A 20,362-nucleotide genomic window follows, 5' to 3' on the forward strand; every position below is an offset into this window, starting at 1 on the left:
GCCGGTCGGCGAGCCCCGCCGCGACGTCGGTGCAGGCGTCGGTCCGCCGGGGCGAGCGGGGTGTGGCAGCCTCGTCGCCGTGCACGACGACCCAGCCCACCAGACCGCACCCGGGGCGGTGCGCACCGCCGACGGGCCCGGGTACTCCCGAGGACTGCGCCTGGCCGGCGCCGCGGTGCACCTGTACACCGCCAGCGGTTCGGTGCTCGGCCTGCTCATCGTCCTGGCCGCCTTCGACGGCGCCGTGGAGACCGCCCTCTGGCTGATCCTCGCGACGCTGTTCATCGACGGCACGGACGGGATGCTGGCCCGCCGCGCACGGGTCAAGCAGACGATCCCCTGGTTCGACGGCGCCCGGATGGACGACGTCGTCGACTACCTGACCTACGTCTTCGCCCCCGTCGTGCTGCTCTGGACGACCGACCGGTTGCCGGGCGGCGCCCCCGGCTGGGTCCTGGCCGCGCTGCCCCTGCTCGCCTCCTGCTACCAGTTCTGCCGGGTGGACGCGAAGACCGAGGACCACTACTTCCTCGGTTTCCCCAGCTACTGGAACGTGGTGGCCTTCTACGCGATCATCCTCGACGTCGGCACCACCGGGGTCGGCCTCGCGCTCGCTGTCCTGACGGTGCTGGTCTTCGTGCCGGTGAAGTACGTCTACCCGTCGCGCACCAAGCTGCTGCGGGGCGTGAACGTGGGGCTGGCGACGGTCTGGCTGGTGGCCTTCGCGGTGCTGATCGTCCAGTACCCCGACCCGCACCCGCTGGTGGTCGCGCTGAGCCTGGCCTATCTCGCCTACTACTTCGGCGTGAGCATCTGGCTCACCGTGGCCGGTAGCCGCCGCCGGCCGGCGTCAGCCGAGGGCGTCGAGCGCGCGGGATAGGTCGGCGACCAGGTCGGCGGTGTCCTCGATGCCGCAGGACAGCCGCACGAAGCCTCCGGGGACGGCGTCCCCGCCCCACTGCGCCCGCCGGTCGATCGTGCTGTGCACACCGCCGAAGCTGGTCGCCGCCGCCCACAGCCGACTCGCGCCCAGCAGCCGGGCGACGGCGGCCTCGTCGGGCAGCTCCGCGGACACCACGCCGTTGGGTCGCAGCATCTGGCGCGCGGCCAGCGCGAAGGACGGGTCGCCCGCGCGCCACGGCCAGCGCACGTCCCTGACGGCGGGGTGCCCTGCCAGCAGGTCCGCCACCGCCGCCGCGTTCGTCGCCTGACGGGCCAGCCGCAGGTCCAGCGTGCTCATCGAGCGGTGGCCCAGCCACGCCTCGAACGGCCCCGGCGTGCTGCCCGTCCGGTCCCGGAAGCCCTTCACCGCCGCGTAGAGGTCGTCGTCGGTGACCGTCACGTGCCCGAGCAGCACGTCGCTGTGCCCGGTGAGCGCCTTGGTGTCGCTGCCGACGGTGAGGTCCGCGCCGAGCGCGAGGGGGCGCTGGCCGAGCGGGGTGGCGGTGGTGTTGTCGACGGCGACCAGCGCGCCGGTGGCGTGCGCGGCCTCCGCCACCGCGGCGATGTCGCAGACGTCGAGCTGTGGGTTGCTCGGCGTCTCCAGGAGCACCATGCGAGCGCCGGCGAGCCCGCCGTCGGCTGCGAACCGGCCGATCTCCGGCGTCGGCACGTACTGCACCTCGATGCCGAAGCGGGCCAGCTCCTCGGCCGCGAGCAGCCGGGTCGTGTAGTAGCCGTCCGAGGGCAGCACGATCCGGTTCCCGCTGCGGGCGCACGCCAGGACGGCCGCCGTCAGCGCCGCCATCCCGGTGGCGAAGGACAGGCAGCGGCCGCCGTCGAGCTCGCCGACGGCGTCCTCGAACACGCGCAGCGTCGGCTGCTCGGTGCGCGCGTAGGCGTCGGCGCCCCCGGCCCGGGGTGGCTGGTCGCCGAGCTGGAAGGGCGCCGCGAACACCGGGGAGGGCCGCAGCGGGGCACCCGGCACCGCGGCGCCCTCCCCCGCGCGCACCGACCGGGTGCCGTCGCCGTAGCCGCTGGGGCCATCCGGTCCCCTCACTCCGGCTTCGCCTCCCGCGACATGATCTCCCGCACCATCTGCTCCGGCGCCTCGCCCTCGTGGCACACCCGCACGACCGCCTCCGTGATCGGCACGTCGATGCCGTGCGCCCGGGCCAGGTCGAGCACCGACCGGCAGCTCTTCACGCCCTCGGCGGTCTGCCGGGTGCTCCGCTGCACCTCCTCGACGCTCATGCCGCGGCCGAGCTTCTCGCCGAAGGTGCGGTTGCGCGACAGCGGGGAGCTGCAGGTGGCCACCAGGTCGCCGAGCCCCGCCAGCCCCGCGAACGTGGTCAGCTCGGCGCCCAGCACCAGGCCCAGTCGGGCGGTCTCGGCCAGGCCCCGGGTGATCAGCGAGGCCCGGGTGTTGTCCCCGAATCCCAGCCCCTCGGTGATGCCGCAGGCGAGGGCGATGACGTTCTTCACCGCCCCGCCGAGCTCGCAGCCCACGACGTCGGGGTTGGTGTACGGCCGGAAGTACCGGGTGTGGCACGCCGCCTGCAGCACCGCTGCGCGATCGGCGTTCGAGCACGCGATCACCGTGGCGGCGGGCTGCTCCTCGGCGATCTCGCGCGCCAGGTTGGGGCCGGAGAGGGCGGCCACCCGCGACGGGCCGGCACCGGTGACCTCGCAGATGACCTCGCTCATGCGCTTGGTGCTGCCGAGCTCGATGCCCTTCATCAGCGACAACAGGGTCGCGTCGGGCGGCAGCAGCTCCCGCCAGTCCCCGAGGTTGCCGCGCAGCGACTGCGACGGCACGGCCAGCACGACGACGTCGGCGTCCAGCAGCGCCTCGGCGGGGTCCGCGGTCGCCCGCAGCCGCTCGGGCAGCCGCACGCCCGGCAGGTAGTCGGCGTTCTCGCGCTCGTCGGTGATGGCCTTGGCCAGCTCCGGGCGCCGTGCGTGCAGCACGACGTCGCACCCGGCATCGGCGAGCACCTTGGCGAACGTCGTCCCCCAGGAGCCGGCGCCGAGCACCGCGGCGCGGGTCACGCCGCGCTCCCCGCGATGCCGTCCGGGCGCGAGCGGCCCGGGCCCGGGTGGAAGGTGAGCGGGGGTTGTTCGTTCCGCAGCTCGCCGAGCTGGTCGCGCACCCTCGACATCATCAGATCGGTCGTCTCCCGCAGCAGGTCGGCGTTCAGCGGACGGCCCGCCCGCACCTCGGCCCGCACGGCCGAGAGGTCGATCGGCTCGCCGACGAGGTAGTCGGCGGGCGTGCGCAGCCGCAGGTGCAGCTTCTTGGCGTGGTAGTCGTGCACCCGCTGCGGCCCCCACTGCGCCACCGGGACGACGACGGCCTCGGTGGTCAGCGCCAGCTGCGCCGCGCCCGTACGGGCCTGCATCGGCCACCACCCCGGGTCGCGGGTGACCGAGCCCTCCGGGTAGATCACGACGATGCTGCCCGCCGCGAGGTCGGCCCGCGCCGCGTCCAGCGATCCGCGCGCCGCAGTCGAGTACCGGGCCACCGGGATCTGACCGGCCGCCCGCAGGATCGTCCCGGCCAGCCCCTTGAACACCGCCTCCTTGGCTAGGAAGTGCGGAATGCGGCCCTGGTCGAAGACCAGGCGGGCGCAGGCCAGCGGGTCGAGCACCGAGACGTGGTTGGCGACCAGCAGCACCGGCCCCCGGACCGGGATGCGGTCGGCGTGCCGGTAGCGCAGCCGGAAGATCAGCGACGACACCGGGTAGATCACCACGATGCACAGCCACAGGGCGAACGAGATGCGGCCCCGGGTGCGCCACCTGCTGGGCCGACCGGCCCGGTGGGCCTCGACCGCGGCCGACCCGCCCGCGTGCGCTCCGCGCGAGGACGTCTCCTCCGTCACCGCCCCCCCCTCCCTCCGCTGTGAGCCAGCCCATGATCGACCCGGGCCGCCCATCGCGGTCCACCGGGTCCCGGCCTCCGGCCGCCGCGGCCACCGTGTGCTCACATTGTGGCCGTGTCCAGCTGGTCGGTCGTGGTCCCGGCGAAGCGGCTCGCCGTGGCCAAGACCCGGCTGCGGCCGCTCACCGGCGAGCCCGGCGGCGACCACGGGGCGCTGGTCCTGGCACTGCTCGCCGACACGGTCGCGGCGGCCCTGGCCTGCCCGCGGGTGGGGTCGGTGGTCGTCGTCACCGACGATCCGGCCGCCGCGCAGCTGGTGCGCGCCCTGGGGGCCGGCACCGTGGCCGACGAACCGGATCGGGGGCTGAACCCCGCGCTCGAGCACGGGGCGCGGCACGCCGGCGGGGACCGCGTGGCCGCGCTCTCCTCCGACCTGCCCGCCCTGCGGTCCGGGGAGCTGGCCGCGGCGCTCACCGCGGCGGAGATGGCCCCGCGCTGCTTCGTCGCCGACGCCCAGGGCACCGGCACCACCCTGCTGACCGCCGCCGGGGTGCCCCTGCACCCCCGGTTCGGGCGCGGGTCGGCGCAGGCGCACCGGAAGGACGGCGCGGCACCGCTCAGCGGCGCCTGGCCGGGCCTGCTGCGCGACGTCGACACGCCCGACGACCTCCGCACGGCCCTCGCTCTCGGGGCGGGCGCCCGCACGACCGAGCTGGTGCGGAGGTCGTCCCGTCTCGCCGACCGGCTGGGTACGGCACGATGAGGCCGTGCCTTCCCAGAGCGCGTCCCGGACCAGTGCCCTGCCCGCCGACCGGTACCTGAACCGAGAGCTGTCCTGGCTGGACTTCAACTCCCGCGTCCTGGAGCTGGCGGAGGACGACTCGCTCCCGCTGCTGGAGCGGGTCAAGTTCCTCGCCATCTTCGCCAGCAACCTCGACGAGTTCTACATGGTGCGCATCGCCGGGCTGAAGCGCCGGCGGAGCACCGGCCTCACGGTCCGCTCGCCCGACGGGCTGACCATCCGCGAGCAGCTGGAGCGGGTGACCACCCGCACCCAGGAGCTGGTGCAGCGGCACTCCGACGTCTTCAACAAGGACGTGCTGCCCCGCCTCGAGGAGACCGGCATCCGGATCGTCCACTGGGAGGACCTGGAGGAGGACGCGATGCGCCGGCTCCGGGACTACTTCCGCGACCAGGTCTTCCCGGTGCTCACCCCGCTCGCCGTCGACCCGGCTCACCCGTTCCCCTACATCAGCGGCCTGTCGCTGAACCTCGCGGTGTCGGTGCAGGACCCCGACTCCAACACCCCCCGCTTTGCGCGGCTGAAGGTGCCCAACAACGTGCCGCGGTTCGTGCCGGTCGCCTCGCAGGACGACACGGTGATCTTCCTGCCGCTCGAGGACCTCATCGCCGCGCACCTCCCCCAGCTCTTCCCGGGGCTCGACGTGCTCGACCACCACTTCTTCCGCGTCACCCGCAACGCCGACGTCGAGGTCGAGGAGGACCGCGACGAGGACCTGCTGCAGGCTCTGGAGCGCGAGCTGGCCCGGCGCCGGTTCGGGCCCGCGGTGCGCCTGGAGGTCGCCGAGCCGATGGACCCGCGGATCCTCGAGGTCCTCATCTCCGAGCTCGAGGTCTCCCCCGCGGACGTCGTCCACGTGCCCGGGCTGCTCGACCTCGCCTCGCTCATGGCGCTCTACGACCTCGACCGGCCGGAGCTCAAGGACGAGCCGTTCGTCCCCGCCACGCACCCGCGCCTGTCCGAGGGCGAGACGCCCAAGAGCGTCTTCGCGACCCTCCGCGAGGGCGACGTGCTGGTCCACCACCCGTACCACTCGTTCGCCACCAGCGTGCAGCGGTTCATCGAGCAGGCCGCCGCCGACCCGAACGTGCTCGCCATCAAGCAGACGCTGTACCGCACGTCCGGGGACTCCCCGATCGTCAACGCGCTGATCGAGGCCGCCGAGGCCGGCAAGCAGGTCGTGGTCCTCGTCGAGATCAAGGCCCGGTTCGACGAGGAGGCCAACATCAGCTGGGCCCGCTCGCTGGAGCGGGCCGGGTGCCACGTCGTCTACGGGCTGGTGGGGCTGAAGACGCACTGCAAGACGGCGCTGGTGGTCCGCCGGGAGCAGGGCATGATCCGGCGGTACTGCCACATCGGTACGGGCAACTACAACCCGAAGACCGCCCGGATCTACGAGGACTTCGGCATCCTCACCGCCGACCCCCGGGTGGGCGCCGACCTGACCGACCTGTTCAACGTGCTCACCGGCTACTCGCGGCAGACCAACTACCGCACGCTCATGGTGGCCCCGCACGGCATCCGCAACGGCCTGGTCGAGAAGATCCGCCGCGAGGCCCGGCACGCCGGCGACGGGCGCCCCTCGGGCATCCGCATCAAGGCGAACTCGGTCGTCGACGAGCGCCTCATCGACGCCCTCTACGAGGCCTCGCGGGCCGGTGTGCCGGTGGAGCTCTTCGTCCGCGGCATCTGCGCCCTGCGCCCGGGCGTCCCCGGGCTGTCGGAGACCATCCGGGTGCGCTCGATCGTCGGGCGGTTCCTCGAGCACTCCCGGGTGATCTCGTTCCTCAACGGCGGCGAGCCGGAGTGGTGGATCGGCAGCGCCGACCTCATGCACCGCAACCTCGATCGCCGGGTCGAGGTGCTGCTCCGGGTCTGCGACGAGGCGGCCCGCAGGCAGCTGGAGGAGACGCTCAGCCCGGCCATGGAGCCGGGCGTGCGGTCCTGGGAGCTGCGCAGCGACGGGCAGTGGGACCGGCTGGAGGGGCGGGACTACCAGGCAGAGCTGATGCACCGGATCCATGAGCTCGCCGGCTGAGCCGCGGCCCGTCGCGGCCGCCGGCGGGGTCGTGTGGCGGCCGGCCGGCGACGACGGCGTCGAGATCGCCGTCGTCCACCGTCCCCGCTACGACGACTGGTCGCTGCCCAAGGGCAAGCTCGACGCCGGTGAGCACGCACTGGCCGCGGCGTGCCGCGAGGTGGTCGAGGAGACCGGCCTGCGCATCCTCGCCGGACGCCGCGGGCCGACGACGCAGTACGCCGCCGGCGGCGTGCCCAAGCACGTGGACTACTGGCTCATGCGCTGCGCGGGCGGCTCCTTCCGCGCCAACGACGAGGTGGACGAGCTGCGCTGGCTCGCCCCCGCCGACGCCGCCGAGCTGGTCACCCACGACCACGACCGGCTGGTGATCGCCGACGCCGCCCGCACCGACGTGCCGCGCGAGGTGAGCCTGCTCCTGGTCCGCCACGGCCGCGCCGGGAGCAAGCAGGATTTCGACGGCCCGGACGAGCTGCGCCCGCTGGACGACCGGGGGCGGCGGCAGGCGCAGCAGCTGGCCGAGGCGCTGCCCCTCTTCGGCCCCGCGGCGATCGCCTCGGCGCCGCCGCTGCGCTGCCGCTCGACCGTGGATCCCCTCGCGCAGCTGTTGGGCCTGGACGTGCCCGTCCGGCCCGAGTTGGGCGAGGAGGGCTTCGCGGACGACCCGCAGGCCGCGCTCGCCGCGGTGGAGCAGCTGCTCGTCCCCCGGGCCGACGGCGGTGTCACCGTGCTGTGCAGCCAGGGCGGGGTGATCCCGTCGGTGCTCCAGGCGCTCGGGGTGCACGGCCACGGCGTCCGCGGTCTGCTCCCGCCGGCCGCCAAGGGCAGCGTGTGGGCCCTCGGCGGCCGGCCGGGAGCGCTGGTCGCGGACTACTACCGCAACTTCGAGCCCGACCCGGACGCCCCGCTGCCTCAGCGGGCGGGCAGCGCCGTCGGGAGCCAGGCCGGGCGCGCCGCCTCGTAGCTCTCGATGTCGTCGAGGTGCCGCTCGGTGAGGCCGACGTCGTCGAGCCCCTCCAGCAGCCGCCACCGGGTGTAGTCGTCGATCTCGAACGGGACCGCCCGCTCCGCACCCGCTCGCGCCGACCCCCAGGTGACCTGCTTGGCCTGCAGATCGACCGTCACCGGCGTGGCCGGGTCGGCCTCGATCGCCGTCCACAGCGCCTCGACGTCGGCCTGCGGCAGCACCACCGTCAGCAGCCCGGACTTGGTCGAGTTGTTGCGGAAGATGTCGGCGAACCGGGAGCTGATGACGACGCGGAAGCCGCCGTCGAGCAGCGCCCAGTTGGCGTGCTCGCGGGAGGAGCCGGTGCCGAAGTCGGGGCCAGCCACCAGGATCGAAGCGTCGGCGTACTCCGGCTGGTTGAGCACGAAGTCCGGCTCGTTGGTGCGCCAGGCGATGAAGAGCCCGTCCTCGAAGCCGGTGCGGGTGATCCGCTTGAGGTACTCGGCCGGGATGATCTGGTCGGTGTCGACGGCGCTGCGGCGCAGGGGCGCGGCGGTCCCGGTGTGGGTGGTGAAGGCGTCCACGGCTCAGGCTCCGATCAGGTCGGCGGGGGCGGTGAGGCGGCCGGTCAGCGCGGTGGCGGCGGCCACGGACGGCGACACCAGGTGGGTGCGACCGCCCTTGCCCTGGCGGCCCTGGAAGTTGCGGTTGCTGGTCGACGCCGACCGCTCGCCGGGCTTGAGCTGGTCGGGGTTCATGCCCAGGCACATCGAGCACCCCGCACCCCGCCACTCGGCGCCGGCCTCGGTGAAGACCTTGTCCAGGCCCTCCGCCTCGGCCTGCAGCTTCACGCCCACCGAGCCGGGGACCACGAGCATGCGCGTGCCCGGGTCGATCTTCTTGCCCTGCAGGAACGCCGCGGCGGTGCGCAGGTCCTCGATCCGGCCGTTGGTGCAGGAGCCCAGGAAGACGGTGTCGACTTCGATCTCGCGCAGCGGGGTGCCGGGGGTCAGGCCCATGTAGGCCAGCGCCTGCTCGGCGGCCCGCCGCTCGCCGTCGTCGTCGAACTGGCCCGGGTCGGGCACCACGCCGTCGATCGGCAGGCCCTGGCCCGGGTTGGTGCCCCAGGTGACGAACGGGGTCAGCGTCGAGGCGTCGAGGGTCACCTCGCGGTCGAACACCGCGCCGTCGTCGGTGCGCAACGTGCGCCAGTGCTCGACGGCGGCGTCCCAGTCCGCGCCCCGGGGGGCGTGCGGGCGCCTCTGCAGGAAGTCGACGGTGGTCTGGTCGGGAGCGATGAGCCCCGCCTTCGCGCCGGCCTCGATCGACATGTTGCAGATGGTCATCCGGGCCTCCATCGACAGACCCTCGATGGCGCTGCCGCAGTACTCGATGACGTGCCCGGCCGCACCGTTGGTACCGATCTGGGCGATGACGGCGAGGATGATGTCCTTCGCCGAGACGCCGGGAGCCAGCTCGCCCTCGACGGTGACCGACATCTGCTTCGGGCGGTACTGCGGAAGGGTCTGGGTGGCCAGCACGTGCTCGACCTCGCTGGTGCCGATGCCGAACGCCAGTGCCCCGAAGGCCCCGTGGGTGGAGGTGTGGCTGTCGCCGCAGACGATGGTCATGCCCGGCTGGGTCAGTCCCAGCTGCGGGCCGATCACGTGGACGATGCCCTGGTCGCGGTCGCCCATCGGGGCCAGCCGGATGCCGAACTCGGCGGCGTTGCGCCGCAGCGCGTCGACCTGCGCCCGGCTCACCGGGTCGGCGATGGGGCTGAGGATGTCCAGCGTCGGGACGTTGTGGTCCTCGGTCGCCATGGTGAGGTCGGGGCGGCGGACCGTGCGCCCAGCGGCCCGGAGGCCGTCGAAGGCCTGCGGGCTGGTGACCTCGTGGACGAGGTGCAGGTCGATGTAGAGCAGGTCGGGCTCGCCCGCGGTGCTGCGCACGACGTGGGCGTCGTAGACCTTCTCGGCCAGGGTCTTCGGCACGGTCTCGTCCCCTTCGGGTGACTGGTCGATCCCGGAGTGACTGTCTCACTCTGCGGGATGCGAGTATTGCTGTGTGGGACAGCCTAACCCGGTCGCGGTGCTGGACAAAGCAGTGTCGATCCTGCACGCCGTGGCGCAGGAGCCGGCGACCCTCGCCGAGCTGGTGACGCGCACCGGCCTGCCCCGGGCCACCGCCCACCGGCTCGCCGTCGCCCTGGAGGGTCACCGCCTCGTGCGGCGCACCGATGCCGGCAGCTGGGCCCCCGGCCCGGCGCTGGCAGAGCTGGGCCGCGGCACGGCCGACGTCGGGGAGATCGCGTCCCGCCACCTGGCCACCCTCCGCGACGCCACCGGCGAGAGCGCGCAATTCTACGTGCGCGACGGCGCCACCCGCGTGTGCGTCGCCGCGGCGGAGCGCACCAGCGGCCTGCGCGACACCGTCCCGGTCGGCGCGCGGCTGCCGATGACCGCGGGTTCCGCCGCACACGCCCTGCTGGCGTTCATGCCCGCCGACGAGGTGACCCGGCTGCTGCCCTCGGCGAGCTTCACCGCCCGCACGCTGCTGGACGTCCGCAGGCGCGGCTGGGCGCACAGCGTCGCCGAGCGGGAGGCCGGCGTGGCGTCGCTGTCGGCGCCGGTGCGCGACGGCACCGGCAGCGTCCTGGGCGCCGTCTCGATCTCCGGTCCGGTGGAGCGGCTGGGGAGGCGCCCCAGCCCGGAGATCATCGGCGCCGTGCTCGACGCCGCGGCAGCGATTTCCCGCGCCGCCCGCTGAGGCGGGGTACGCCCCGCTCGTCGTCGGGCGCCGGGGCCTCCACCACCGCCGGGCGCAACCGCGTCCAGACGGCGAAGGCCACCGCGACGGCGACCATGGCCAGGCCCGCCCAGAGGTCGGCGTTCGACCCGTCGGGCTCTGCCGGCGCCTCCTCGGGGCCGTCGAGCAACCCGACGATCAGCAGGACGACCCCGTAGAAGCCGATCAGCTCGGCGATGACGTCGCGGACGTCGAACGCGCCCGCCCCTCTTCTCGGGTGGTGCGCCATCAGGTCAGCCGGCGGGCGCCGGGGGACGGGATGACGACGAAGGTGCGCGGCGCGGGATGCCCCTCGTGCGCGAAGCGGTCGGCCACCGACGCCCGGACGGTGTCGACGCCCCCGCTGTCGACCAGGGCGACGACGCTGCCGCCGAAACCGCCCCCGACCATGCGGGCCCCGTGGGCGCCGCCGGCCGACGCGGCCTCCACGCAGGCGTCGATCAGCGGCACGGAGACCTCGAAGTCGTCACGCAGCGACGCGTGGCCCGCGGTGAGCAGCGGCCCGATCGCCCGCGGATCGGCGTCGCCGCGCAGCGCGGCCACGACCTCGAGCACGCGGGCGTCCTCGGTGACCACATGCCGGGCGCGCCGCAGCAGCAGGTCGCCCTCGAGGCTGCCGTCGGCCAGGGGAGCCAGCGCGGGGACGTCGTCGACCTCGCGCAGCAGCGCGACCCCGAGCCGCCGGGCGGCCTCCTCGCACTCCCGGCGCCGGTCGGCGTAGCCGCCCTCGGTGTGGTCGTGCGTGGTGCCCGTATCGACGACGAGCAGGGCGAGGCCCGCCGCGGCGAGGTCCAGTGGCACCTGCTCGCGAGTGCCGTCGCGGGTGTCGAGGAAGAGCGCGTGGCCGGCCGTGCAGAGGATCGACGCCGACTGGTCGAGGACGCCGGTCGGTGCACCGGCGAAGTCGTTCTCCGCCCGGCGGGCGAGGTCGATCAGCGCGTCGGCGTCCAGGTCGAGGTCGAGCAGGTCGCGGACGCCCAGCGCCACCGAGCAGGACAGGGCTGCGGAGGATGACAGCCCCGCGCCGGACGGCACGTCGCCGTCGACCAGGACGCTGAGCCCGCCCGGGACCCGCCCGGCCAGCGCGTGCACGACCCCGGCGGGGTAGGCCGCCCAGCCGCCCGGCCAGCCGGGGCGCAGGTCGGCGACGGGGACCACGGCCTCCTGTTCCGGGCGCTGTGCGGAGGCGAGCACCAGGAGCCCGTCGTCGCGCCGCGCCATCGCCGCGCGGGTGGTGTGCGGCAGCGCCACGGGCAGCACGTACCCGCCGTTGTAGTCGGTGTGCTCGCCGATGACGTTCACCCGGCCCGGTGCCGCCCAGATCCCGTCGGCCTGCCGCCCGAAGCGCTCGGCGAACGCGGCGGCGGCCCGTGCGGCGGCGTCCCCGTCTCCCGTCACGGGAGGACCACCGCGCGCAGCTGCTCGGCGACGTCCTCGGGGTTCGTGTCGGTGATAAACGCGCCCATGCCCGACTCGGAGCCGGCCAGGTACTTGAGCAGGCCCGGCGCGCGGCGCAGCGAGAACAACTGCAGGTGCAGCCACCAGTCGTCCCGCCCGTCGGTCACCGGCGCCTGGTTCCAGGAGGCGATGTAGGGCATCGGGGTGTCGAAGAGGTGCGCGAACCGGCCCAGGACGTCGAGGTACACCTCTACGAAGGCGTTCCGCTCGGCCCCGGTGAGGGCGGGCAGGGCGGGGACCCTGCGGGTGGGGAACAGCTGCACCTCGTAGGGCCACCGGGCGGCCGCGGGCACGAACGCCGTCCAGTGCTCATTGGCCGCGACCACCCGCGAACCGGACCGCTCGGCGGTGACCACGTCGGCGAAGAGGCCGCCCCCGGTCTCCTCCCGGTGCCGGCGCACGGAGGCCAGCATCTTCTCGACGCGCGGCGGGACGAACGGGTATGCGTAGATCTGGCCGTGCGGGTGGGAGAGCGTCACGCCGATCTCCTCGCCGTGGTTCTCGAAGCAGAACACCTGCCGGACGCCCGGGAGCGCGGAGAGCGCCGCGGTGCGCTCGGCCCAGACATCGACCACCAGCCGCGCACGCTCCGCCCCCAGCCGGGCGAAGTCGCGGTCGTGGTCGCTGGTGAAGCAGACGACCTCGCAGCGGCCGAAGCCGGGCCGCAGCTCCGCCAGCGGGTTGCCCCGCACCGCGGGGGCGACGTCGCGCGCGACGTCGGTCGCCAGGGACGGGAACCGGTTCTCGAAGACGACCACCTGGTAGTCGCCCTCGGGGATCTCGGTCGGCCGGCCCGGCCGGGAGGGGCAGAGCGGGCACTGGTCGGCCGGGGGCAGGAAGGTGCGGGTCTGCCGGTGGGCGGCGACGACGACCCACTCGGCCAGCAGGGGGTCGAACCTCAGCTGGGAGCGGGTGACCACGGCGGGGAGGTCACGGGTGTCGACCGCCTCCCGCGGAGCCGGGTCCCGGTCGTCGTCGAAGTAGAGGATCTCCCGGCCGTCGGCCAGATGACGGCTGGTGCGGATCACCGCGCGACCACCTTCCCGCCGTCACGGTGCGTGACCGGCAGTGCGACCGTATGCCCGAGAGCGATCACGTTGCCACCGGAGACGATGCGAGCTCCGATACGCCCGAACGGGTGTCCCGGCCCACTGCCGGCCCGGAACGGCGAGAGCCCCCGACCGGGTGGTCGGGGGCTCTCGGTCGCGTAGCCCCGAAGGGATTCGAACCCTCGCTACCGCCGTGAGAGGGCGGCGTCCTGGGCCGCTAGACGACGGGGCCGTGTGCGGGAGCCATCCTGCCATGCCGTGGCCCGGGCCTTGCAGGGGGCCCGGAACGGCGAGAGCCCCCGACCGGGTGGTCGGGGGCTCTCGGTCGCGTAGCCCCGAAGGGATTCGAACCCTCGCTACCGCCGTGAGAGGGCGGCGTCCTGGGCCGCTAGACGACGGGGCCGTGCTGGGTGGTGCAAGAGGAACCAGGCTTCCTCGCTGGGGTACCAGGACTCGAACCTAGACTAACGGAACCAGAAACCGTCGGGCTGCCAATTACCCCATACCCCATGGGTAGCACCTCGCGGCGCCGCAGATGACTGTACCCGACGCCCGGGAACCGGGTCACACCACCCCCGGTCGGCGGGGTCAGCGCACCGGGGCGGGGCCCGCCACGGGCGGGATCCGGAGGTCCAGCGCGGGGGTGCGAGTCTCCAGGTCGGCCCGCCGCCGCCACCGGGCGACGAGCGCGACGTAGCCACCGAAGGCGGCCAGGCCCAGCGCCACCGAGACGGCCGCCAGCCCGGGAGGCACGGCCGCCGTGGCCACCCCCTCCCCCAGCAGCGCTGCCAGCACGAACAGCACCACGTTGTTCACCGCGTGCAGCACGATCGCCGCCTCCAGCCCGCCGGTCAGCCACACCACCGCCGAGGCCGCCAGGGCGAACAGGAAGCGGTCGAGGAACGTGAGCAGGTCCGGCGGCAGGTGGGCGAGCGAGAACAGCGTCGCGGTGACCAGGGCGGCTCCCACGGCACCGGCGTGCGGGCTGCGGATCCAACCGGCGATCGCCTGGCTGAGGTAGCCGCGGAACAGGTACTCCTCGGCCGCGGACTGCAGCGGCGTGGTGAGCAGGACCACGACGAGCAGCCACCCCCACGAGCGCACCGGCCCCTCGACGTCGGCGTCGCCCACGGTGAAGGCCAGCAGCACCGACAGGACGATGGCGACGCCGAGCGTGGCGAGGGCGAGCAGCGTCAGGCGGGGCAGCAGCCGCCAGCGGATCCGCGCGAGCACCGACGACGACCACCCCGTGCGCATGCCGTGGGCCACGGCCCACGCCAGCCAGACGACCGGGATCGCCACGATCAGGGTGAGATTGGTGACCAGCAGCGTGCCCGGATCGGTGAGCTGGAGCAGGGCCAGGTCGGGGCTGACGCCGGTGAGGATGCCGACCACGGCGAGCACCGCGCTGCCCACCAGGAACACGACCCCGAGGAGCAGCAGACCCAGCAGTGGCCGCCACCACGCCCAGTCGCGGGTGCGCATGACGTGCAGGTAGGGCTGCGGCTCGTCGTGCGGCGGCGCATCCGGGGGCACCGCCCACCCCGCCGGGGGGTACGGCGGCGGAGGTGGCCCCCAGCCCGGCGGAGGTGGCCCCCAGCCCCGCGGCGGCCCGTAGGGCTGGACCCACGGGGGCATCGGGAACTGCCCCGGCGCGGGGCGCAGGGTCGGCGGTGGCCCGGTGTACGGCTCCTCGGCCGTCCGGCCACCATTCCCCGGCGACGTCATCCCGCGGTGGCGGCGACCGCGCGGGCCGCGGCGAGCCGGTCGAGCGTCCGTTCGCGGCCGAGCAGCTCCATCGACTCGTACAGCGGCGGGGACACCGTGCGCCCGCTGACCGCGACCCGGACCGGGCCGAAGGCCTGCCGCGGCTTGCGGCCGAGCCCCTCGACCAGCGCGTCCTTCAGCGCCTGCTCGATGGCCGGGGTGGTCCACTCCGGCAGTGCACCCAGCGCCGTGGTCGCAGCGTCCAGCACCTCGACCGCCGGTTCCCCGGCCAGCTGCTTCTCGGCCGCCGCCGGCTCGATGGTCACCTCGTCGACGAAGAGGAAGCCCAGCAGCCCGACCGCCTCCGACAGCACGATCATGCGTTCCTGCGCCATCGGCGCGATGGCCCGCAGCACGGCGTCCTGCTCGGCGGTGGGCGGCTCGCTCACCAGGCCTGCCCCGGCGAGGTAGGGGATCACGCGGGCGGTGAACTCCTCCACCGGGAGGGCGCGCAGGTGCGTGGCGTTGATCGCCTCGGCCTTCTTCAGGTCGAAGCGCGCCGGGTTGGCACTGACCCGGGAGACGTCGAAGGCCTCGACCAGCTCCGCGGTGGAGAAGATGTCCCGGTCCTCGGCGATCGACCAGCCCAGCAGCGCCAGGTAGTTGGCGAAGCCCTCGGGCAGGAAGCCGCGCTCGCGGTACACGTCGAGGTTGGACTGCGGATCGCGCTTGGAGAGCTTCTTGTTGCCCTCGCCCGTCACGTACGGCAGGTGGCCGAACCGGGGAGTGCCCGAGGCGACGCCGACGTCGGCCAGCGCCCCGTAGAGGGCCAGCTGCCGCGGCGTGGAGGGCAGCAGGTCCTCACCGCGCAGGACGTCGGTGATGCCCATCAGCGCGTCGTCGACCGGGTTGACGAACGGGTAGAGCGGAGCCCCGTTGCCGCGGACGAGCACGAAGTCGGGCACCGACCCGGCGGCGAAGCGCACCTCCCCCCGGACGAGGTCGTCCCACACCAGGTCCTCGTCCGGCATCCGCAGCCGGAGCACCGGCTGCCGCCCCTCGTCCCGGAAGGCGGACTTCTGGGCGTCGGTGAGGAACCGGTCGTGGTTGTCGTAGCCGAGCTTCGGGTCCTGGCCCGCCGCCCGCCGCCGGGCGTCGACCTCCTCGTTGGTCGAGAAGGACTCGTAGGCGTGCCCCGCCTCGAGCAGCTTCGCCGCCACCTCGCGGTAGACGTCGTGTCGCTCCGACTGGCGGTACGGGCCGTTCGGGCCACCCACCTCGGGGCCCTCGTCCCACTCGAGCCCGAGCCACCGCAGGCAGTCGAGCAGGTGGCGATAGGACTCCTCGGAGTCGCGGGCGGCGTCGGTGTCCTCGATGCGGAGGACGAACGTGCCGCCGGAGTGCCGGGCGTGCGCCCAGTTGAACAGAGCCGTGCGCATCAGGCCGACGTGCACCATGCCCGTCGGTGACGGGCAGAAGCGCGTGCGGACCGTCGTCGGCTGCGTCACCGGGCGCCGCCGGCCGTCGAGACGGAGTCGGCCGCGGAGACGGAGTTCGTCAGCGTGCCGAGGCCCTGGATGGTGCAGGCCACCGTCTGGCCGGGGCGGATCGGGCCGACGCCCGACGGGGTGCCGGTGAGCACGACGTCGCCGGGGAGCAGGGTCATCACCCGGGAGATGTAGGAGATCAGCAACGGGATGCCGAAGAGCAGCTGGCTGGTGCGGCCGCTCTGGCGGCGCTCGCCGTCGACGTCGCAGGTGACCTCCAGGTCGGCGGCGTCGAGGCCGATGCCGGACAGGTCGGTCTCGATCCACGGCCCCAGCGGGCAGAAGGAGTCGAAGCCCTTCGCGCGGGTCCACTGCCCGTCGCTCCGCTGCATGTCCCGCTCGGTCACGTCGTTGCCGATCGTGTAGCCGAAGACGCTGCTCAGCGCCTGCTCCGGCGTCACGTTGCGGGCGCCCCGGGCGCCGATGACGACGGCGAGCTCGGCCTCGTGGTGCACGTTGGTGCTGCCCGGCGGGATCCGGATGGCGTCGCCGGGGCCGATGACCGACGTCGAGGGCTTGAGGAACAGCAGCGGCTCCGTGGGAGCGTCGCCGGTGTTCATCTCCTTGACGTGGTCGGCGTAGTTCTTCCCGACGCACACCACCTTGCTCGGCAAGATCGGCGAGAGCAGCCGGATGTCGGCCTGCGCGTAGCGCGTGCCGGTGAAGGAGATCTGGCCGAAGGGGTGGCCCTCGATCTGGGCGACCTGGCCGTCGCCGTCGAGGACGCCGAAGGACATGCCCCGGGGGGAGGCGAAACGGACGATGCGCACGACCCGAGGTTAGTCGGCTCTCCGGTCGGCGGCCCCGGCGCGCCTCGGGCTCACTGCACTCGTGGCCCGCCGCTCCCCCCACTCGTCGTGGACAGCCGCGATTCCGAGGCGCTGGCCGCCTCCCGGGCGGGCGGTGCTCGGCCACCGGGTCCTCGGCGACGAGCACGGCGCAGCGAGATCGGCCCGGCCGAGGGCTTCGCCGGCCCGGCGCCGATCAGTCCGGCGACCAGGGCCGCCACGTGCTCGCCGATCCCGAGGGCAACGAGTCCCGCCCGCTGAGCAGCCAGCCCGACCCGCTGCAGCAGGGGCTGCCGGTGCCCCGCGCCCCGCGGACGTAGCTCCAGGAAGTCGGGGTCTGCTTACCGTCGTAAGCAGAACCCGACTGTGCGCGGGAAGGCCCCCGCCGGCGAGGGCGCCTGCCCTGCGTCACCGGTTCGGGCCCGGCAGGGACGACGGAGCGGCTCGGTGGAGCAGGGGACGGCGATTGGCCGCGGGGTCGGCCGGAGGCCGACAATGTCACCGTGATCCTCATCGTCGTGAAGTTCCCCGTCCGTCCCGAGCGCGCCGACGAGTGGACCGGGCTGGCCGCCGACTACGCCCGCGCGGTCAACGGCGAGGAGGGCTCGCTGTTCTTCGAGTGGTCGCGGAGCCTGGAGGAGCCGAACACCTACGTCTGCGTCGAGGGCTTCCGGGACGCCGCCGCCGGCGCGGCGCACGTGGCCACCGACGCCTTCACCCGCTTCGTCGAGCAGGCGCCGGACCTCGTGTCGGCGCAGCCGCAGATCATCTACGTCGACGCCCCCGACGTCGCCGGCTGGGGCCCGATGGGGGAGATCCAGCCGCGCTGACCCGCCGGTGTTGTCCTTCCTGCTGCTGTCCACCCGACCGGAGGACACGGCCGCCGACGAGGAGCTCGCCTCGTTCCTCCGGTTCACCGCCCTGCCCGCGGAGCGGCTGCAGCGGATTCGGCTGGAGGCGGGCCCGCTGCCGTCGCTGGATCTCGACGCCTACGCCGGGGTGTTCCTCGGTGGCGGGCCGTTCAACTCCAGCGACGAGCCGGACGCGAAGTCCCCCGTCCAGGTGCGGGTCGAGCGGGAGGTCGGCGCCCTCCTGGACGAGGTGGTGGCGCGCGACCTGCCGTTCTTCGGCGCCTGCTACGGCATCGGCACGCTCGGCACCCGGCAGGGCGGCGTCGCGGACCGGACCTACGGCGAGCCGGTGTCGGCGGTCGAGGTGGCGCTGACGCCGGAGGGCCGCGCCGACCCCCTGCTGGCCGGGGTGCCCGACCGGTTCCAGGCCTTCGTGGGGCACGAGGAGGCCTGCCGGGTGCTGCCGCCGGGCGCGGTGCTGCTGGCGTCGTAGGCGAGCTGCCCCGTGCAGATGTTCAGGGTGAAGGAGAACGTCTACGCCACCCAGTTCCACCCGGAGCTCGACGTCCCCGGGATCGTGCAGCGGGTGCGCATCTACCAGCACGCCGGCTACTTCGCGCCGTCGGAGATCGAGGCGGTCATCGCGCGGCTGACGCCGGCGGTCCTGACCCACCCCGGGCGCCTGCTGGCGAACTTCGTCGCCCGCTACGGCTGAGGGCGGCGCAGCACGGCGTAGGTGAGCGCGTCGACCAGCGCATGCCAGGACGCCTCGACGATGTTGGCGTGGACCCCGACGGTGGTCCACTCCCCCACCCCGTCAGTGGTGTCGATGAGCACCCGGGTGGTGGCGCTCGTGCCGCCCCTCCAGCCCAGGATGCGGACCTTGTAGTCGGCCAGGGCGACGTCGGCCAGCTGCGGGTAGCGGTGCACCAGCGCCTGCCGCAGCGCGTTGTCCAGGGCGTTGACCGGGCCGTTGCCCTCACCGGTGCTGATGATGCGCTGGCCGTCGACGTGCACCTTGACGGTCGCCTCGCTGACGACGACGCCGTTGCCCCAGTGCTCGACGGAGGTCCTGTAGCTCTCCAGCTCGAACAGCGGGGGCGGCGCCCCGGGCAGCTGCGAGCGGAGCAGCAGCTCGAAGGAGGCGTCGGCGGCCTCGAAGGACCACCCGTCGGCCTCGAGCACCTTCACCTGGTCGACCACCCGGCCGACGGCGTCGGACTCGCCGGTGAGGTCCACGCCCAGCTCGCGGCCCTTCAGCTCGACCGACGCCCGGCCCGCCATCTCGGTGACCAGGATGCGCATGCCGTTGCCCACGACCGACGGGTCGAGGTGGTTGTAGAGCTCGGGGCTCACCTTGATCGCGCTGGCGTGCAGCCCGGCCTTGTGCGCGAACGCCGAGGCGCCGACGAACGGCTGGTGGTCGTCGGGGGCGATGTTGGCCAGCTCGGCGATCGCGTGGCTGACCCGCTGCAGCTCCAGCAGGCACTCGGCCGGCACGGCGGGGATGCCCATCTTGGTGACCAGGTTCCCGATGAGCGCGAAGGTGTCCGCGTTGCCGGCGCGCTCGCCGTAGCCGTTCGCCGTCCCCTGGACGTGCGTGACGCCGGCCTCGACCGCCGCGAGGGTGTTGGCCACCGCGCAGCCGGTGTCGTCCTGGCAGTGGATGCCCAGCCGGCCGTCCACCCGCGCCCGCACCTCGGTCACGATCCGGCCCACGCCCATGGGCAGCATGCCCCCGTTCGTGTCGCACAGGACGCCGACCTCGGCACCGGCGTCGAACGCCGCCTGCAGTACGCGCACCCCGTAGTCCCGGTCGGCGGCGTACCCGTCGAAGAAGTGCTCGCAGTCGAGGAACACCCGCCGGCCGTGGGCGACGAAGAAGGCGACGCTGTCGGCGACCATCGCCAGGTTCTCCTCCAGCGTGGTGCGCAGCGCCTCCCGCACGTGCCGCACGTCGGACTTCGCGACCAGGCAGACCACCGGCGTCTGCGCGTCGAGCAGGGCTCGGACCTGCAGGTCGTCGGCCACGGCGACGCCGGCCTTGCGGGTCGAGCCGAACGCCACCAGCTGCGCGTTCTTCAACTGCAGCTCGGTCCGCGCGCGGGCGAAGAACTCGGTGTCCTTGGGCAGCGCGCCCGGCCACCCGCCCTCGATGTAGCCGACGCCGATCTCGTCCAGCAGCCGGGCCACCGCGAGCTTGTCGGCGACCGAGTAGCTGACCCCCTCGCGCTGGGCGCCGTCGCGCAGCGTGGTGTCGAAGACGTGGAAGTCGGTGTCGGTGGTGGTCACGGTGTCTCCCGGGGGATGGCAAGGGGCCGAACACGAAAAAGACCCCCCGGGTACGGGAGGTCTGCGCGCAGTCGGGGAGGTGACTGCGCGCTAGGCGATGATCGTGCCGCTGGTGTGCATCGGCACCATGAAAGCACGGTGGGCGCGGTGCACGTCACCCCCGTCCGGGAACGGGGCTGCAGCCCGACGACGCCGGCGGCCCGGTGTGCCCCGTGCCGCACACCGGCGTGCCCCTGGCCGGGGCCCACGGGGT

The 20,362-nt window shown here is 73.9% G+C and carries 20 protein-coding genes and 3 tRNA genes; 8 read left to right on the plus strand and 15 right to left on the minus strand.

Annotated features, from left to right (window positions below):
- Positions 1 to 79: 79 nt before the first annotated feature.
- Positions 80 to 880, plus strand: coding sequence for a CDP-alcohol phosphatidyltransferase family protein (locus tag ABC795_RS13045; protein WP_347057612.1), 801 nt, complete (start codon positions 80 to 82; stop codon positions 878 to 880).
- On the opposite strand, the gene ABC795_RS13050 is transcribed toward ABC795_RS13045, so the two are convergent.
- The 3 genes from ABC795_RS13050 to ABC795_RS13060 are packed head-to-tail and all read right to left on the minus strand — an operon-like array spanning position 851 to position 3,824.
- Positions 851 to 1,999, minus strand: coding sequence for a cystathionine gamma-lyase (locus ABC795_RS13050; RefSeq protein ID WP_347057613.1), 1,149 nt, complete (start codon positions 1,997 to 1,999; stop codon positions 851 to 853). The genes ABC795_RS13045 and ABC795_RS13050 overlap by 30 nt on opposite strands.
- Positions 1,996 to 2,991, minus strand: a complete 996-nt coding sequence (locus tag ABC795_RS13055) for an NAD(P)H-dependent glycerol-3-phosphate dehydrogenase (RefSeq protein ID WP_347057614.1) — start codon at positions 2,989 to 2,991, stop codon at positions 1,996 to 1,998. Before ABC795_RS13055 ends, ABC795_RS13050 begins: the two co-directional genes overlap by 4 nt.
- Positions 2,988 to 3,824: a lysophospholipid acyltransferase family protein gene (locus ABC795_RS13060; RefSeq protein WP_347057615.1), complete on the minus strand. Its 837-nt coding sequence runs from the start codon at positions 3,822 to 3,824 to the stop codon at positions 2,988 to 2,990. Before ABC795_RS13060 ends, ABC795_RS13055 begins: the two co-directional genes overlap by 4 nt.
- Before the next feature lie 114 nt (positions 3,825 to 3,938).
- On the opposite strand from ABC795_RS13060, the gene cofC reads away from it, so the two are divergent.
- From cofC to ABC795_RS13075, 3 genes are read left to right on the plus strand one after another with little or no spacing between them, the layout of a single operon-like run.
- Positions 3,939 to 4,586, plus strand: a complete 648-nt coding sequence (gene cofC / locus ABC795_RS13065) for a 2-phospho-L-lactate guanylyltransferase (protein WP_347057616.1) — start codon at positions 3,939 to 3,941, stop codon at positions 4,584 to 4,586.
- 4 nt (positions 4,587 to 4,590) lie between these two features.
- On the plus strand, positions 4,591 to 6,663 hold the full coding sequence (locus ABC795_RS13070) for an RNA degradosome polyphosphate kinase (RefSeq protein ID WP_347057617.1): 2,073 nt from the start codon (positions 4,591 to 4,593) through the stop codon (positions 6,661 to 6,663).
- Positions 6,647 to 7,627, plus strand: coding sequence for a bifunctional NUDIX hydrolase/histidine phosphatase family protein (locus ABC795_RS13075; RefSeq protein ID WP_347057618.1), 981 nt, complete (start codon positions 6,647 to 6,649; stop codon positions 7,625 to 7,627). The genes ABC795_RS13070 and ABC795_RS13075 overlap by 17 nt, the downstream gene beginning before the upstream one ends.
- On the opposite strand, the gene leuD is transcribed toward ABC795_RS13075, so the two are convergent.
- Positions 7,576 to 8,193 carry a 3-isopropylmalate dehydratase small subunit gene (gene leuD / locus ABC795_RS13080; RefSeq protein WP_347057619.1) on the minus strand — a complete coding sequence of 206 codons (618 nt, stop codon included), beginning with the start codon at positions 8,191 to 8,193 and terminating at the stop codon, positions 7,576 to 7,578. The genes ABC795_RS13075 and leuD overlap by 52 nt on opposite strands.
- Positions 8,194 to 8,196: 3 nt before the next feature.
- Complete coding sequence (leuC, locus tag ABC795_RS13085; RefSeq protein WP_347057620.1) at positions 8,197 to 9,603, minus strand: 3-isopropylmalate dehydratase large subunit; 1,407 nt, start codon at positions 9,601 to 9,603, stop codon at positions 8,197 to 8,199.
- A 73-nt stretch (positions 9,604 to 9,676) separates the two neighbouring features.
- Between leuC and ABC795_RS13090 the strand changes: the two genes are divergently transcribed.
- Positions 9,677 to 10,378 carry an IclR family transcriptional regulator gene (locus ABC795_RS13090; protein WP_347057621.1) on the plus strand — a complete coding sequence of 234 codons (702 nt, stop codon included), beginning with the start codon at positions 9,677 to 9,679 and terminating at the stop codon, positions 10,376 to 10,378.
- Here the strand turns inward: ABC795_RS13090 and ABC795_RS13095 are convergent.
- From ABC795_RS13095 to ABC795_RS13135, 9 genes are all read right to left on the minus strand, one after another.
- The gene (locus ABC795_RS13095; RefSeq protein WP_347057622.1) at positions 10,326 to 10,646 is read right to left on the minus strand and encodes a hypothetical protein; all 321 of its coding nucleotides are present in this window, start codon (positions 10,644 to 10,646) and stop codon (positions 10,326 to 10,328) included. The genes ABC795_RS13090 and ABC795_RS13095 overlap by 53 nt on opposite strands.
- Positions 10,646 to 11,815 carry a galactokinase gene (gene galK / locus ABC795_RS13100; protein ID WP_347057623.1) on the minus strand — a complete coding sequence of 390 codons (1,170 nt, stop codon included), beginning with the start codon at positions 11,813 to 11,815 and terminating at the stop codon, positions 10,646 to 10,648. Before galK ends, ABC795_RS13095 begins: the two co-directional genes overlap by 1 nt.
- Positions 11,812 to 12,903, minus strand: coding sequence for a galactose-1-phosphate uridylyltransferase (gene galT, locus ABC795_RS13105; protein WP_347057624.1), 1,092 nt, complete (start codon positions 12,901 to 12,903; stop codon positions 11,812 to 11,814). The genes galK and galT overlap by 4 nt, the downstream gene beginning before the upstream one ends.
- Positions 12,904 to 13,083: 180 nt before the next feature.
- Positions 13,084 to 13,156: transfer RNA gene (locus tag ABC795_RS13110), tRNA-Glu, on the minus strand.
- 98 nt (positions 13,157 to 13,254) lie between these two features.
- Positions 13,255 to 13,327, minus strand: a tRNA-Glu gene (locus ABC795_RS13115).
- 35 nt (positions 13,328 to 13,362) lie between these two features.
- Positions 13,363 to 13,434, minus strand: a tRNA-Gln gene (locus ABC795_RS13120).
- A 78-nt stretch (positions 13,435 to 13,512) separates the two neighbouring features.
- Positions 13,513 to 14,460, minus strand: a complete 948-nt coding sequence (locus ABC795_RS13125; RefSeq protein WP_347057625.1) for a CPBP family intramembrane glutamic endopeptidase — start codon at positions 14,458 to 14,460, stop codon at positions 13,513 to 13,515.
- 188 nt (positions 14,461 to 14,648) lie between these two features.
- Complete coding sequence (gltX, locus tag ABC795_RS13130; protein WP_347057626.1) at positions 14,649 to 16,139, minus strand: glutamate--tRNA ligase; 1,491 nt, start codon at positions 16,137 to 16,139, stop codon at positions 14,649 to 14,651.
- Positions 16,136 to 16,948 carry a fumarylacetoacetate hydrolase family protein gene (locus ABC795_RS13135; RefSeq protein WP_347057627.1) on the minus strand — a complete coding sequence of 271 codons (813 nt, stop codon included), beginning with the start codon at positions 16,946 to 16,948 and terminating at the stop codon, positions 16,136 to 16,138. Before ABC795_RS13135 ends, gltX begins: the two co-directional genes overlap by 4 nt.
- 521 nt (positions 16,949 to 17,469) lie before the next feature.
- On the opposite strand from ABC795_RS13135, the gene ABC795_RS13140 reads away from it, so the two are divergent.
- Genes ABC795_RS13140 through ABC795_RS13150 form a run of 3 tightly spaced genes read left to right on the plus strand, consistent with a single transcriptional unit; the run spans position 17,470 to position 18,532 of the window.
- Positions 17,470 to 17,796, plus strand: a complete 327-nt coding sequence (locus tag ABC795_RS13140) for a putative quinol monooxygenase (RefSeq protein WP_347057628.1) — start codon at positions 17,470 to 17,472, stop codon at positions 17,794 to 17,796.
- 7 nt (positions 17,797 to 17,803) lie between these two features.
- Positions 17,804 to 18,310, plus strand: coding sequence for a hypothetical protein (locus tag ABC795_RS13145; RefSeq protein WP_347057629.1), 507 nt, complete (start codon positions 17,804 to 17,806; stop codon positions 18,308 to 18,310).
- 12 nt (positions 18,311 to 18,322) lie between these two features.
- On the plus strand, positions 18,323 to 18,532 hold the full coding sequence (locus ABC795_RS13150; protein WP_347057630.1) for a hypothetical protein: 210 nt from the start codon (positions 18,323 to 18,325) through the stop codon (positions 18,530 to 18,532).
- Here ABC795_RS13150 and cimA read toward each other — a convergent pair.
- Positions 18,523 to 20,109 (minus strand): citramalate synthase, encoded by a 1,587-nt coding sequence (gene cimA / locus ABC795_RS13155; RefSeq protein WP_347057631.1) that lies wholly within the window; start codon positions 20,107 to 20,109, stop codon positions 18,523 to 18,525. The genes ABC795_RS13150 and cimA overlap by 10 nt on opposite strands.
- Between the last annotated feature and the right edge of the window lie 253 nt (positions 20,110 to 20,362).

This window comes from Blastococcus sp. HT6-30 (assembly GCF_039729015.1).
Lineage (GTDB): Bacteria > Actinomycetota > Actinomycetes > Mycobacteriales > Geodermatophilaceae > Blastococcus.